Source organism: Achromobacter sp. MFA1 R4, from assembly GCF_900156745.1.
GTDB lineage: Bacteria > Pseudomonadota > Gammaproteobacteria > Burkholderiales > Burkholderiaceae_B > Achromobacter.
In genome coordinates this window covers 1,336,276-1,349,723 of sequence record NZ_LT707065.1, presented here as the reverse complement: position 1 = coordinate 1,349,723, position 13,448 = coordinate 1,336,276, and the positions used below count along the sequence as shown (strand labels likewise).

The following is a 13,448-nucleotide window of genomic DNA, read 5'->3' as shown; positions in this document are numbered from 1 at the left end:
GCGTCGCGTCGACAAAAGCCGAAGGGGCGGGCGTCACGAAGATTACACCCCTCGTCGGGCGGGTTGAGCCGCGCCGGCGCTATTGCCTCGGCGCCCCGCGCGCGACGTGCCGCCGGAAAATGTCCGCCATGGTGGCCGCGGCCAGCGACAGCGGGGTGCCTTGCAGGGTCATGATGCCGATGCTGGCCACCGGCATGGGCACGTCCGCGCGGATGCGCCGGGCTTCGTCGCCGTAGGGCTTGACGTTGAGCATGCCCGACGGACAGACGATGAGGGCGTCGCTGCGGGTCATCAGGTTCCACATGACGCCGAACGTGTCGCAGTCGATGACGCGTTCGGGTTCCGGCAGTCCGTGGGCGCGCAGGCCGTGCAGGAAGGCCTCGGTGTGGCTGCCGCCCGACACGTTGAGCAGCCATTCGCAGCCCCGGATGTCTTCCCAGCGCCGCGCCCGCGCCAGCGGATGGCCCTTGCGGCAGGCGATCATGAATTCCAGCGGCCGCAGTTCCTCGAAGTCGAATTCATGCCCGCCGCCGCCGTCTTTCATGCGCGAGGCCACCGCGAAATCCATCGTGCCGTTGCGCAGCGCGGGCTGCACGGCGGCCAGCAGGCCCTCCGAGACTTTGACCCGCGCGGCCGGCATGCGGGTCCTGAACTCGGTCAGCACATCCGGCAGTACGCTCAGCATGACCATGGGCGTCACGCCCACCGCCACCCGCGCCTGCGCGCCGCTAAGCAACTGGCGGATGTCCTGGCGCGCCAGCGCAAGCTGCGCCTGCGCCAGGCGCGCGCGCACCGTGAGATGTTCGCCGCATTCGGTGACCGCGATGCCCTTGGGGCTGCGCGTCAGGAGCGGGGCAGCCAGTTCGATCTCCAGCTCCTTGATGGCCTTGGTTACCGCGGCCTGGCTCAGGTGCAGGCTGCGCGCGGCGGCGCGGATGCTGCGCAGTTCGGCCACCTTCAGCCACGCCCGCAGATGATGGTCTTTCATGCGGGCTCCCGCCCTGACAACCTGGGGTGGTCACCTTAACAAAAATATAGCCTTCCGCGCAGCGGGGACGATCCCTAATCTTGAGGCGACAAGGAACCGGGCGCGATCCGCAGCCCGGTCCGACCGCCCTCAAGGAGAAAGCCATGCAAGTCTTCCCCAGCCGTATCCGCCGCGCCTTGTCGCTGCTGCTGGTCCTTTGCGCCGCGACCGGCGCGGGCGCCGCCCGGGCCGACTGGCCGGCGCGCCCGATCAAGCTCATCGTGCCGTATGCCGCGGGTTCCGGTCCCGACGTGGTGCTGCGCCCCATCGCCGACGCCCTGGGGCGCGAACTGGGTCAGCCGGTGATCGTGGACAACCGGGGCGGGGCCGGCGGCATTGTCGGCACGCAGGCGCTGGCGGCGGCGCAACCGGATGGCTACACGATCGGCTTCGGCAACATCGTCACGCTGGCGATCAACAAGAGCATGTATGCGAAGCTGCCCTATGACCCGCAGCGCAGCCTGGCGCCCGTCAGCCTGGCCATCAGCAACGCGCTGGTGCTGATCGCGCGCAATGACCTGCCGGCAGCCAATGTGCAGGAACTGGTGGCGTATGCGAAGCAGCACCCGGGCAAGGTCAGCGTGGGGTCGCTGGGGGTCGGGTCCAGCGCGCATCTGGCCGGCGAGATGCTCAAGAGCGAGACGGGCACCACCATGCTGCACGTGCCCTACAAGAGCGGCCAGCAGGCGGTGGTGGACATCGCGGGCGGACAGCTCGACGTGATGATCGACAACGTCGCGGGTGTGCTGCCGTTCATACGCGCCGGCCAGGTCAAGGTCCTGGGGGCGACCAGCCTCAAGCGCGTGCCGGTGCTGCCGGATGTGCCGACGCTGGACGAGTCGGGCCTCAAGGGCTTCGAGGTGGTGTCGTGGGGCGGCATCGTGACGCCCGCGGGCGTGCCCCAGCCGGTCATCGACAGGCTCAACGCCGCCATCGCCAGGGCGCTGCAGGACCCCGCCGTGCTCAAGCAGAACGAGACCCTGTCCGTCGACGCCACGCCCTCCACGCCCGCGCAGTTCGCCAGCCTCATCGCCGCCGAGATCCCGCGCTGGGCCGTGATGGTCAGGCAATCGGGCGCGTCGGCCGACTGAATACGCTTAGAACAGGAAGGAGACACCATGACGAACGCACTCTGGCGCTGGAACGCGCTTGACCTTGCCCGCGCCATCCGCAGCGGCGAGGTATCCAGCCGCGAAGCGGTCCAAAGCTGCCTGGACCGCGCCGGCGAGGTCAATCCGGTCTTCAATCCGCTGACCGAGCTTTACGCCGGACAGGCGCTGCGCGCCGCGGACGCGGCCGACGCCGCCGTGCGCGCCGGGCGCGGCCTGGGCATCCTGCATGGGGTGCCGGTGACGATCAAGGCCAACGCGGACCTGGCGGGCACCGCCACGACCAACGGCGTGACGGCCTACCGGGACCTTATCGCGCACGAAAACAATCCGGCCGTGGACAACTGGATCCGCGCGGGCGCGGTCGTCATCGGCCGCACGAACGTGCCCGCGTTCTCGTGGCGCTGGTTCAGCGACAACGACCTGCATGGCCGCACCCTCAATCCCTTCGATGCTGCGCGCACGCCGGGCGGATCGAGCGGCGGGGCGGCGGTGGCGGCGGCGCTGGGGATCGGCCCGCTTGCCCATGGCAGCGACCAGGGCGGCTCGATCCGGTATCCGGCCTATGCGTGCGGGGTGGCGGGACTGCGCCCCTCGCAGGGGCGGGTGCCGGGCTACAACGCCAGCCAGTTGTCGGAGCGGCCGGTGGCCTCGCAGATGGCCGCGACGCAGGGACCGCTGGCCCGCAGCGTCGCGGATCTGCGGCTGGGCCTGGCGGCGATGTCGGCCGGCGATTCGCGGGACCCGTGGTGGGTGCCGGCGCCGCTGGCGTTTGCGTCCGCGGCAGGTGAGCGGCGCGTGGCGCTCTTTACCGGCACGGCGCAATGGCGCGCCGACCCCGCGGTCGCCGACGCGCTGCAACGCGCCGCCGGCTGGCTGCAGGACGCAGGCTATATCGTCGAGGCCGCGGAACCGCCGCAGTTCGACGCCGCGGCGCGGCTGTGGCTGGACGTGTTGATGAACGAGGCCGCCGGTTCCATGCGGCGCGAGATCGAGCGCGCCGGAGACCGCGCGATCCAGAACGCCTACCAGAGCATGCTGGCGCACACGCCGCAGCGGGAAAAGGACGGCTTCATCCAGGCGATGGCGATGCGCACGACGATCCTGCGCGAATGGGGCCGCTTCTTCGACCGCTATCCCGTGCTGCTGATGCCCGTGTCCTTCGCGCTGCCGTTTCCGGTGGATCTGGACCAGCAGGGGCCGGATGCGATGGCGGATATCCTGCGGGCCCAGAGTCCGCTGGTCTCGACGGCGATCCTGGGACTGCCGGGCTTGTCGGTGCCGGTGGGGATGGCGGACGGCGTGCCCGTCGGCGTGCAGGTGGTGGCGGGGCGTTTCCGCGAAGACCTGTGCCTGGCCGTGGGAGAGGACATCGAGGCGCGGGCGGGCTGGTCGGTGCTGGACCGGCTGACCGTTTGAGCCCGGCCTGCCTGTCTCAGTCCGACGCGCCGGCTGCCTGCAAGCGCGCATGGACGGTCGCGCCCAGGGCCGCGCCATGCACCGCCAGATGGCCGCCTAGCTGGATGGCCTGCAGGATTTCCTGGCGCGACACGCCCTGCGCAAGCGCGTCGCCGATCAGCGCGCGCGTGGCGGCCATGTCGCCGTGCGTGAAGCAGGCGTGCAGGGCAATGCGCACCAGCATGCGTTCCGCCGCCGCCAGTCCGCCGGCCGGCGCGCCGCCTTCCAGGAAGTCGAGCAGGACGGCGACGTAGCCCCGGTCCTGCGCCGCCAGCCGCAACAGGCTGGGCGCCTGCGCCGGCCACAGCGCGGCGATGCGCGCCCGCATGGGGTCATGCGCGTCCAGCGCCGGTTGCGGCGCGGCCTCGTGCAGCAGGTCGGCGGCTTGCAGGACCGCGCTCAGTCCCTGCATCGTCACCAGGTGCAGCACGTCGAACACGTCGGCGTCGCTGGCGCCCGCCTCGCGCGCCATGCGCAGATGGGTCGCCAGCCCGGCTTCATACAGATGCGTCGCCGATGCGTCCAGCGCCACGTAGATGAGTTCGACCATGCGCGGCGTCAGCGGTCCGGTCCTGGCCGGATGGCCCGCGTATTCGGCATAGTGGGCGAGAAATCCCGGGTTGGCCCGCAGCATCGCGTCGGTCCACGGGCGCCAGTAGCCGCGCGCGGCGATGAAGCGCGCCTTGATGCTGTCCAGGTCGTTCAGCGGCTGCATAGCACTTGTCCGGTGAGGTATTGCGCCTGAGCGCCGGCGACAAAGCGCAGCAGCGGCGCCAACGTTGCCGGGTCCGTGCCCGGCGCGACTTCCACCGCATTGATGCGACGCGCCGCCGGCCCCCACTCGCAGGCCAGCGAGGCCACGAGCATGCGCGCCGCGGCGTGGTCGCCGGCATGGTCCCAGGAAAGGTCCTCGCCGGCGGGCAGCAGCAGGGTCAGGCTGGCCGGTCCCTCATGATCGAAGCGGCGTGCGGCCTGCAGCGCGGCCGCCAGGCGCCGGCCCGGCGCGCTGGACAGCACGGTCGCATCCAGGACTGCCGGATAGCCGTCGGGCGCGCCATCGTCCGGCACCGGCGGCCAATCGCCGCGCACGGCCAGGGACAGGGGGGTATCCAGGGAAATGCAGGCGCCGCTGCCAGCCGGCCCATAGACCTGGCTGCCGCCATACACCGACGAGCCGCCGTCCACGCACAACAGGCCGCCCGCCAGGGGCGCGGCGTGCGTGCCGGCCAGAAAGGCCAGGGCGCAGGCAATTTCGTCGGGGTCGGCCAGCCGGCCAAGCGGAATCTTGGCGACCGCGCGGGCCGTGTCCAGGCGGCCGGACGCGATCAGACCCGCCACCAGCTCCGTGCGCACATAGCCGGGACAAAGCACGGTGACGCGCAGGTCGGCGTCGGCCTGCGCCAGCGCGCGGCTCTGCGCGATCAGGCCGGCCTTGCTGGGGCTGTAGCCGCCGCGCCAGGGAATGGCGCGCAGGCCCGCGCCGGACGCCACGTTGACCACGCGCGCGCCGGGCGCGAGCCGGTCGCGCAGCGCGGCCACCATGCGGGCAGGCGCCCGCAGGTTCAGGTCCAGCAGGCGCTGCCAGTCTTCGTTCGATTGTTCGACGGTGGGGCGGTTGCTGCTGTCGGTCATCCCCGCGTTGTTGATCAGCGCGTCCAGGCGCGGCATGCCGTCGGCCAGCGCCGCGATCTGGTCGGGGTCGGTCAGGTCCGTGACACGCGCCACGTGCGCCTGCCCGGCCGGGGCAGGCAGCGCCGCGCGCAGCGCCTGCAGCGCGGACGCGTTGCGATCCACCAGGATGCAGCGATGGCCCGCGGCCGCGAGCCGCCCGGCCGTCGCCCGGCCGATGCCGCTGGCCGCGCCGGTGAGCAGGACCGTATCCATCAGAGCGTGGTGAACGTGATGCCGCCGTCGACCACCAGCGCCTGCGCCGTGATGAAGCGGGCGTCGTCGCTGGCCAGGAATGCGATGGCGTCGGCCACGTCGTCCACCGTGCCCAGGCGTCCCATCGGCGTGCTGGCGATGCGGCGCGCGTCGCGCTCGGCGTTGCGGTTGCGCTGCGTGCCTTCGGTCGGCACCGCCGACGGGCACACGGCGTTCACCCGGATGCGGCGCGCGCCCAGCTCGGCGGCGGCGGCGCGGGTGACGCCCAGCACGCCGGCCTTGATGCCGGAATACACCATCGAACTGGGGGCGGACTTGAGCGCCGCCGTGGAGGCCACGTTGACGATCGCGCCGCCGCGATCGGGGTCCATGACCTCGGCCGCCGCCTGGATGCCCCAGATGACGGCCTTGAAGCCGATGTCCAGCATGCGTTCCAGCGTGTCCGGCTGGATCTCGGCCACGCTCTGGTAGCGGACCCAGGCCGCGTTGTTGACCAGGATGTCCAGGCGCGAGGCGTGTTCGGCCGCCAGCCGCACGGCCTGGCCGATGCCCTCGCGCGTGGCGACGTTCTGCACCACGGGAAAGGCCTTGCCGCCTTCGGCGGCGATGGCCGCGACGGTGTCGTCCACCAGTTCCTGCTTGAGGTCGTTGACGCCGACCGTGGCGCCGCGCGCGGCGAGCAGGCGGGCCGTGGCCCGGCCGATGCCGGCGCCCGCGCCGGTGACGAGCGCGACGCGCCCGGCGAGATCATGTGCCATGGTGTCTTCCTATACCGATTGAATGAAGGCGCGCCCTGCGTCGCGCGACAGGCCCGCGAAGGCGGCGTCCAGCCTGCGCACGGCGCGCAGCGCCCGGTGCAGCGGCAATTCCCAGGTGAAGCCCATGCCGCCGTGCAGGTGGATGGCCTTCTCGATGACGAAGGCCGCGTTGGCGAGCGCCCCGGCCAGCGCGGGCCGCGTGTCGCGCGGCTTGCCGTACTCGTCGGCCTGCGTGGCGCGCCGGATCGCGGCGCTGGACACGTCCTGCAGCAGCCGCATGCGGGCCAGCAGATGGCGCACCGCCTGCTTGGCCGACAGCGGCCGGCCGAACTGCACCCGCGTGGCCATGTAGTCCGCCGCGGCCTGCAGCGCGCCTTCGGCCGCGCCGTTGGCGAACTCGGCCAGCAGCAGGTGGGCCTGGCGCCGCAGCGCGTCCCAGTCCGGTTCGTCCAGCCGCGCCAGCACGGGCGCGCCTGCCAGCGCGATCCAGGTTTGCGGATGCTCGGGGTCCAGCACGGCCTGCGGTTCGTGCGGCTGCGCGCTGGCATCGATGAGGGCCGCGCCCGCGCCGTCCGCCACCAGCACCCAGTCCGCGAGGCCATTGTCCACGCGGGCATGGCCGGTCTGCAGGCTGCCGTGCCAGGCGATGCCGGCCAGGCGCTCGCCGGCGGCCAGGGCCGCGGCCTGCGGGGTGCCGGCCAGCGCGCGGGCGAGCAGGATCTGTTCGGGCAGCGGCAAGGGCAGGCGCAGGCGCCCGGCGGCGTGGGCGATAGGCAGCGCGAAGGCGAGGTCCAGGCCCAGTCCGCCGTCGTCCTCGGCCGCCATCACGCCGCACAGGCCGGCCTGCGCCAGCACCTCGGCCATGGCGCGCGGATCGGCGCGGGTCAGGGCGTCGGCGATGGCCGCGTCGGCGGCCTGCGCGAATTCCTCGGGACGCAGTTCTTCATGGCTCATGTCAGGTCCTTGGGCAGATTCATGACGCGCTGCGCGATGACGTCGAGCTGCACTTCGGTGGTGCCGGCGTAGATCGTCTCGGCGCGCGAGAAGAGGTAGGCGGTGGTGAAGGCTTGCTGGGCGCGGCGCGCGAGCGGGCTGGAGTGGGGGCCGACCTGCGACAGCAGCGAGAGCGCGAGGCCGGCGAAGGCCTGGTGGCATTCCGACCAATAGAGCTTGGTCAGCGAGCCGCGCGCGCCGATCGTTTCGCCGCGCAGCATGCGCGCGACGGTAAGTTCGACCAGGCCCTTGAGGCCATCGATCTCGCAGATCAGGTCACCCACGCGGCGCTGCACGTAGCCATCTTCCAGGGCGGGCGCGAGCTGCGCATCGGACTTGCAGGCGGCGATAAGCTGGCGCAGCTCGCATTCGAAGCGCCACGGGCGGTACATGCGGTTGGTGGCGCGTTCGATGGACAGGACGCGGATGGCGGCGTTCCAGCCTTCGTCGGGGGCGCCCAGGCGTGCGCTGTCGGGCACGACCACGTCGTCGAAGAACACTTCGGCAAACGACTCCTTGCCGTCGATCGACTTGATGGGGACGACGCGGATGCCCGGCGTGTCCATCGGAACGGCGAACATCAGCAGGCCGCGATGCTTGTCGGCCACGGTGCCGGTGCGCGTCAGCAGCAGGCAGTAGTGGGCCTTGGCCGCGCCGCTGGTCCAGATCTTCTGGCCGTTGATGCGCCAGTGGCCGCCCTCCTGGACGGCCTTGGTGCGCAGCCGCGCCAGGTCCGAGCCGGCGTCGGGCTCGGAAAAGCCCTGGCACCAGAACTGGCGCATCGCCAGGATCGCGGGCAGGAACGCCTGCTTCTGGTCTTCGGTGCCCACGGCCATGATGATGGGGCCGGCCAGTTCCTTGCCGATGGAGCTGACGCTTTCGGGCATGGGCAGCGCGCCGATCTCCTTGTTCACCGCCAGGTGCTCGCGCAGCGTCAGGCCGTGGCCGCCATAGGCCTTGGGCCAGGTCATGCCGGCCAGGCCCGCCTGGTACATGGCCGCTTCCCAGGCGCTGCTTTCGGCGAGGGTGGGGGCGCGCCAGTCCAGGCTGTCGGCGCGCATGGAGTCCGGCAGGTTGGCGCGCAGCCAGGTGCGCGCATGCTGGCGGTAGATATCGGGTCCGGCGGCCGGATCGGGCACCGCGACGTGGTGTTCAACTTGCATGGCTGTCCTCAGTGGGCGGGCGCGGCGCGCGGGATCATCAGCGCGTCCAGGACGACCACGCCTTGGCCCTGCGGCCGGACCAGGATGGGATTCATGTCGATTTCGGCGACGTCGTCGCGATGCCGGGACGCGAACTCCGACAATCGCGCCACGGCGCGCGCCGCGGCGGCGACGTCGGCCTTGGCCTGGCCGCGCGAGCCGTCCAGGATGGGGAACATCCGGAGCGAGCGGATCATCTCGGCGGCTTCTTCCTCGGTCACGGGCGCGGCCTGCACGGCGACGTCCTTCAATACCTCGGCATGGATGCCGCCCATGCCGACCATGACGATGGGGCCGAAAACGGGGTCCTGCGAGACGCCGGCGATCATCTCGGTGCCGCCGCCGACCATCGGCGCGACCAGCACGCCGTCGATGCGCGCGGCGGGGGCGTGGCGGGCGACGCTGGCCAGGATCTGGGCGTGGCCGCGGCGCACGGCCTGGGCGTCGGCCAGGTTGAGCAGCACGCCGCCCGCTTCCGTCTTGTGCGCGACGTCCTCGGAGGCGATCTTCAGCACGACGGGATAGCCGATGGCCTCGGCCGCGCGGACGGCCTCGTCGGCGTCGCGGGCGATGCATTCCTGCGGCACGTCGATGCCGGCTTTGCCCAGCGCCTGCTTGGCGTGGAATTCGTTGCGGAATACGGCCGGGTCCACGGGCGCCACGGCGGGCGGCGCGAGGGGGGCGGCGGTGGCCGCGCGCAGCCGGCCCAGCCTGACCAGGCCCGCCAGCCCGGTGGCCGCCGCATCGATGCTGGAAAACACCGGAATGCCCAGCGCGTTGATCTGCGCGACGGCGTCGGCCGGGCCCTGGCTGATGACCATCAGCAGACGGTCCGGATGGCTGGCGCGCACCTGCGCCAGGGCTTCTAGGTAGATGCCGCGCAGCCGGGTGTTGTAGAGCGACAGCGACATGAAGAGCGCGAGCGAACTGGCCGAGGGATCGTCCAGCAGGGCGCTCAGCATCTTCAGGAGAATGTCGGGGCGGCTGGACATCTGCGCGGACGCGTCCACCGGATTGCCGGTGCTGGCGGTGGGCACGGCGTCGAGGATGCGCCGCTGCGTGTCGGGCGCCAGCGCGGGCAGCGCGAGGCCGGCCTCGCTCATGGCGTCGGCCATCATGATGCCGAAGCCGCCGGACGCGGCGACCAGCGTCACCGCGTCGTTGCGGGGCAGGCGACCGGGAATCAGCAGCGAGGCCGCGTGGCCGATGTCGATCAGGGCCTCGACCGAGCGCACGCGCAGCACGCCGTGGCGGCGGAACACCGCGTCGATCACCGCGTCCGAGCCGGTGAGCGCGCCGGTATGCGAGGCGGCCGCGGCCTGGCCTTTTTCGGTTGAGCCGATCTTCAGGATGATGACGGGCTTGCCCTGCTCACGCGCCAGGCGCAGGGCCTCGATCAGCTTGCCGGCGTCGCGGCAGGTTTCCATGCAGCACAGGATGATGCGCGTGTCCGGGTCCTCGGCCAGCGCGGCGATGCCGTCGGCGGCGTCCACGTCGGCCTCGTTGCCGGTCGCGATGAAGCGGCTCACGCCCATGCCGCGCCGGGCCACGCTCTGCATGGTGTGGCTGCCCACGTTGCCGGACTGGGACACGATGCCCACGTGCCCGGCGGGCGGCATGTTTTCCTCCAGGGCGATGGAGAACGAGCCGATCAGGCGGTCAGCCACGTTGACGGTGCCCAGGCAGTTCGGGCCCAGCACACGCATGCCGTGGGCGCGGGCGATGGCGACCAGCTCGGCCTGCAGCGCGGCGCCTTCAGGGCCGGCCTCGGTGAAGCCGGCCGACAGCACGATGGCCGCCTTGACGCCGCGCGCGGCGCAGTCGCGCAGCGCGGCGGGCGTGGCGGCGGCGGGCACGGCCAGGATGGCGAGCCCGGGTGCCTCGGGCGTGTCCCGCACCGAGGCGTAGGCCGGCAATCCCTGGATGACGCCGCCCTTGGGGTTGATGGGGTACACGGCGCCGCGGTAGCCGTGCTTGATCAGCATGTGCACGGGGCGGCCGCCGATCTTGGTGATGTCGTCGGAGGCGCCGATCACGGCGATGCCCGTTGCCTCAAAAAAGGGGGTAAGCCCCGCGCCGGGGCGTTGCTGGTGCGTGCCCATGCTCAGCGCCCCTTGAACTGGGGCTGGCGCTTTTCCAGAAACGCCATGCGGGCCTCGCGGGCATCCTCGGTCTTGGCGAGCGCCATGGTGAAGTCCTGTTCAAAGCGATAGGCATCGCGCTGCGGCATCAGGTCCACCATGTTGGCCGCGCGCTTGGCGTACAGCACGGCGAGCGGGGCCTTGGACGCGATTTCGTGGGCCAGCGCCAGCGCGGCGGGAAGCAACTGGTCGGGCGGCAGCACGTCTTCCAGCACGTTGCGGCGCAGCAGGTCATGCGCGGTAAGCCGTTGGCCGGTGTAGAACATGCGGCGCAGCGTCGAGCGTCCGAACAGGGTGCGCAGCATCGAGGCGCCGCCGGCCAGCCCGACATTGATCTCGGGCATGCCGAACGTGGCGTTGTCGGACGCATACATGATGTCGCAGGCGGCCATGAGGCCCAGGCCGGCGCCCAGCGCCGCGCCGTTGACGGCGGCGATGACCGGCTTGGCGCATTCGCGGATGGCGTTGCCGGTTTCGCGGGTGATGCGGTTGTGTTCCAGGAAGTCGCCCGCGACATCGGCATCGGGACGGTCCTTCAGGTCCGCGCCGGCGCAGAAGACCTTGCCGCTGCCGGTCAGGACCGCGCAGCGGATGTCGTCGCGCTCGGAGATTTCGTCGAAGATCGCCACGATGCGGCGGCGCATGTCGCGGTTCAGCGCGTTGACCGGCGCGTGGTTCAGCGTGACCAGGGCGACGCCCTCGCTGACCTCGAATTTGACGGGGGTATCGCTCATGCCCGCACCTCGTTCGACAGGGTGGGGGTGAGAGGCGCCGGGCGCCGCGGGCGTGCTGCATCGTAAGTCTCCTCGGGTCGGATTGACCGGTCTTGTCCGCTGTCCGCGCCCTGCGGCGCTGGACTTTTTTTTGATTTTAGGGAGGGGGTATGCGTCGATCTACGCCAAAAACGGTGGTTGTGTTCTGCAGGAATGGCGCATATTCCGCCGCGCCGCCAGCCGATACCATGACGCAGAAGCCTCGTCTGAAAGACCTATGGGACGAGAGGCCAGGAGACAAATCGGCAGATGCAGATCGAACGTATCGGAAGCCTGCGCGCGGCCCTGGGCGAATGCCCGGCATGGGACGCGGCGAGCGGGCGGTTGTGGATGGCGGACTGCCGCAAGGGCCTGATCCTGGCCGTGGCGCCGGACTCGGGCAGCGTGCAGAGCTGGCAGTTGCCCGCGCCGCTGGGATCCTTCGCTTTCAATGGCGAGGACGAGCTGGTGGTGGCGCTGAAGGAGTCGTTTGGGCTTTTCCGGCCGGCCGATGGCAGCCTGCGCACGCTGGCCCGTATCGAGGACAGCCACCCCAACCTGCGGTTGAACGACGGCGCGCCGTTGCCCGATGGCAGCTTCGTGGCGGGCACCATGCACATCTACCGGGAGGCCGGCGAAGCCCCGCTGGGCGGGCTGTATCGCCTGGATACCGGCGGCCGGCTCACGCGGATCGCGCAGGGGCTGGGCGTGGTCAACGGTCCGGCCCTGCATCCGGACGGCGGGCACCTGCACGTCTGCGACAGCGCCGCGCGCAAAATCTACCGCTACCGGATGGACGCGGCGGGCGGGCTGACCGCGCGCGAGGTCTTCGTCGACACGGACGCGCTGGGATCGGCGCCGGACGGCTGTTGCTTTGACCGCGACGGCGGGCTATGGACCGCGCTGGTCCACGCCGGCGCCATCGCGCGGTTCGACCGGGAGGGCAGGCTGGATGTGCGCATCGACCTGCCGGTCGCGCATCCGGCGTCGTTGTGCTTTGGCGGCGACGGCCTGGCCGACCTTTACGTCACGTCGATCAGCGACAGCGGCCGCCTGTCGGCCCACGGCCCCCTGGACGGCGCGCTGCTGCGCCTGCGTGGGACCGGCTATGCAGGCGCGCCGCGTCCGCGCTGCCTGATCCGGCCCTGAGCCGCGCGGCCCGGCGTCATTCGCCGCTGGCGCCCGCCGGCTTGCCATAGGCCGCAAAGCGCAGCTCGGCGCCCGACACGTGCGACGCCACGAAATCCAGGAACAGCCGTATCTTCACCGGAATCATGGCCGTATCCAGGATGGTGGCGTACATGCCTTCTTCGAAGGTCGTGTTGGTGACGCGGTAATCCGGGCACAGCCGCACCAGCGTGCCGCGCTCGATGTCGTGGTGCACGGTGTAGTCGTCCAGCAGCGCGATCCCTTCGCCCAGCCGCGCCAGTTCCAGCAGGGCCACGCCATTGTTGCTGACGTGCCGCGGCTTGATCAGGATTTCGTCGATGGCCTCGCCCCGCTTGAAGCGCCAGCAGTATTGGTCGCCGGGCAGCAGGTACGCCAGGCAGGCATGCTGCGCGATATCGGCCGGCTGCGTGGGCAGTTCCCGGTTCGCCAGGTACGCGGGCGACGCCACCAGATAGCGTTCGCTCTTGAACAGGATGCGCCGCTTCAGGCCGGCCTCGACGGGCGGCGAAATGCGGAAATCGATGTCGAAGTTGTTGCGCCGCAGATCGGTCTTGGCTTCCGACAGCACCAGTTCAATGTGGATCTCGGGGTAGGCTTCGCGGAACGCGGCCACCAGCTGCGGCAGCACGCCCAGGCCGAACATCATGCGCGAATGCACGCGCAGAATGCCCTTGGGCGCGGCGCGGATTTCGGTGATGTTGCGGTGCGCCTCGTTGATGTTCCAGAGGATGGTTTCCAACTGGCGGGCGTATTCCTGGCCGGCTTCGGTCAGCACGACCTGCCGCGTGGAACGCAGCAGGAGCTTCACGTTGAGCTCGCTTTCGAAGTCGGTGATCATGCGCGACACCGAGGTGGCAGAGATGCCGAACTGGCGCGCGGTTTCCGAGAAGCTCTCGGTCTTCGAGATCGACAGAAAGAGCTCCATTGCGCGCAGTCTGTCCATCATTCCTCCAC

The 13,448-nt window shown here is 70.9% G+C and carries 12 protein-coding genes; 3 read left to right on the top strand and 9 right to left on the bottom strand.

From position 1 onward, the window contains the following. Positions 1-79 precede the first annotated feature (79 nt). Positions 80-988: a LysR substrate-binding domain-containing protein gene (locus tag BXA00_RS06075; RefSeq protein ID WP_076517106.1), complete on the bottom strand. Its 909-nt coding sequence runs from the start codon at positions 986-988 to the stop codon at positions 80-82. A 143-nt stretch (positions 989-1,131) separates the two neighbouring features. Here BXA00_RS06075 and BXA00_RS06070 point away from each other — a divergent pair, with 143 nt between their 5' ends. Both BXA00_RS06070 and BXA00_RS06065 read left to right on the top strand, forming a co-directional pair. Continuing rightward, positions 1,132-2,118, top strand: coding sequence for a tripartite tricarboxylate transporter substrate binding protein (locus BXA00_RS06070; protein WP_076517104.1), 987 nt, complete (start codon positions 1,132-1,134; stop codon positions 2,116-2,118). Between the two features lie 27 nt (positions 2,119-2,145). Next, positions 2,146-3,555, top strand: a complete 1,410-nt coding sequence (locus BXA00_RS06065) for an amidase family protein (RefSeq protein ID WP_076517102.1) — start codon at positions 2,146-2,148, stop codon at positions 3,553-3,555. A 16-nt stretch (positions 3,556-3,571) separates the two neighbouring features. On the opposite strand, the gene BXA00_RS06060 is transcribed toward BXA00_RS06065, so the two are convergent. From BXA00_RS06060 to BXA00_RS06030, 7 genes are read right to left on the bottom strand one after another with little or no spacing between them, the layout of a single operon-like run. Further along, the gene (locus BXA00_RS06060; protein ID WP_076517101.1) at positions 3,572-4,309 is read right to left on the bottom strand and encodes a carboxymuconolactone decarboxylase family protein; all 738 of its coding nucleotides are present in this window, start codon (positions 4,307-4,309) and stop codon (positions 3,572-3,574) included. Then, positions 4,297-5,478, bottom strand: a complete 1,182-nt coding sequence (locus BXA00_RS06055) for an SDR family NAD(P)-dependent oxidoreductase (protein ID WP_076517099.1) — start codon at positions 5,476-5,478, stop codon at positions 4,297-4,299. Before BXA00_RS06055 ends, BXA00_RS06060 begins: the two co-directional genes overlap by 13 nt. Continuing rightward, on the bottom strand, positions 5,478-6,236 hold the full coding sequence (locus tag BXA00_RS06050; RefSeq protein WP_076517098.1) for an SDR family NAD(P)-dependent oxidoreductase: 759 nt from the start codon (positions 6,234-6,236) through the stop codon (positions 5,478-5,480). The genes BXA00_RS06055 and BXA00_RS06050 overlap by 1 nt, the downstream gene beginning before the upstream one ends. A 9-nt stretch (positions 6,237-6,245) precedes the next feature. Next, complete coding sequence (locus BXA00_RS06045; protein ID WP_076517096.1) at positions 6,246-7,190, bottom strand: acyl-CoA dehydrogenase family protein; 945 nt, start codon at positions 7,188-7,190, stop codon at positions 6,246-6,248. After that, positions 7,187-8,392 (bottom strand): acyl-CoA dehydrogenase family protein, encoded by a 1,206-nt coding sequence (locus tag BXA00_RS06040; RefSeq protein ID WP_076517094.1) that lies wholly within the window; start codon positions 8,390-8,392, stop codon positions 7,187-7,189. Before BXA00_RS06040 ends, BXA00_RS06045 begins: the two co-directional genes overlap by 4 nt. Before the next feature lie 8 nt (positions 8,393-8,400). After that, on the bottom strand, positions 8,401-10,533 hold the full coding sequence (locus BXA00_RS06035; RefSeq protein ID WP_076517092.1) for an acetate--CoA ligase family protein: 2,133 nt from the start codon (positions 10,531-10,533) through the stop codon (positions 8,401-8,403). Between the two features lie 2 nt (positions 10,534-10,535). Next, positions 10,536-11,306: an enoyl-CoA hydratase/isomerase family protein gene (locus BXA00_RS06030; RefSeq protein ID WP_076517090.1), complete on the bottom strand. Its 771-nt coding sequence runs from the start codon at positions 11,304-11,306 to the stop codon at positions 10,536-10,538. 288 nt (positions 11,307-11,594) lie between these two features. Here BXA00_RS06030 and BXA00_RS06025 point away from each other — a divergent pair, with 288 nt between their 5' ends. After that, positions 11,595-12,473 (top strand): SMP-30/gluconolactonase/LRE family protein, encoded by an 879-nt coding sequence (locus BXA00_RS06025; protein ID WP_076517089.1) that lies wholly within the window; start codon positions 11,595-11,597, stop codon positions 12,471-12,473. A 16-nt stretch (positions 12,474-12,489) separates the two neighbouring features. Here the strand turns inward: BXA00_RS06025 and BXA00_RS06020 are convergent, their stop codons facing one another. Further along, positions 12,490-13,437 carry a LysR family transcriptional regulator gene (locus BXA00_RS06020; protein ID WP_076517087.1) on the bottom strand — a complete coding sequence of 316 codons (948 nt, stop codon included), beginning with the start codon at positions 13,435-13,437 and terminating at the stop codon, positions 12,490-12,492. Positions 13,438-13,448: the final 11 nt, after the last annotated feature.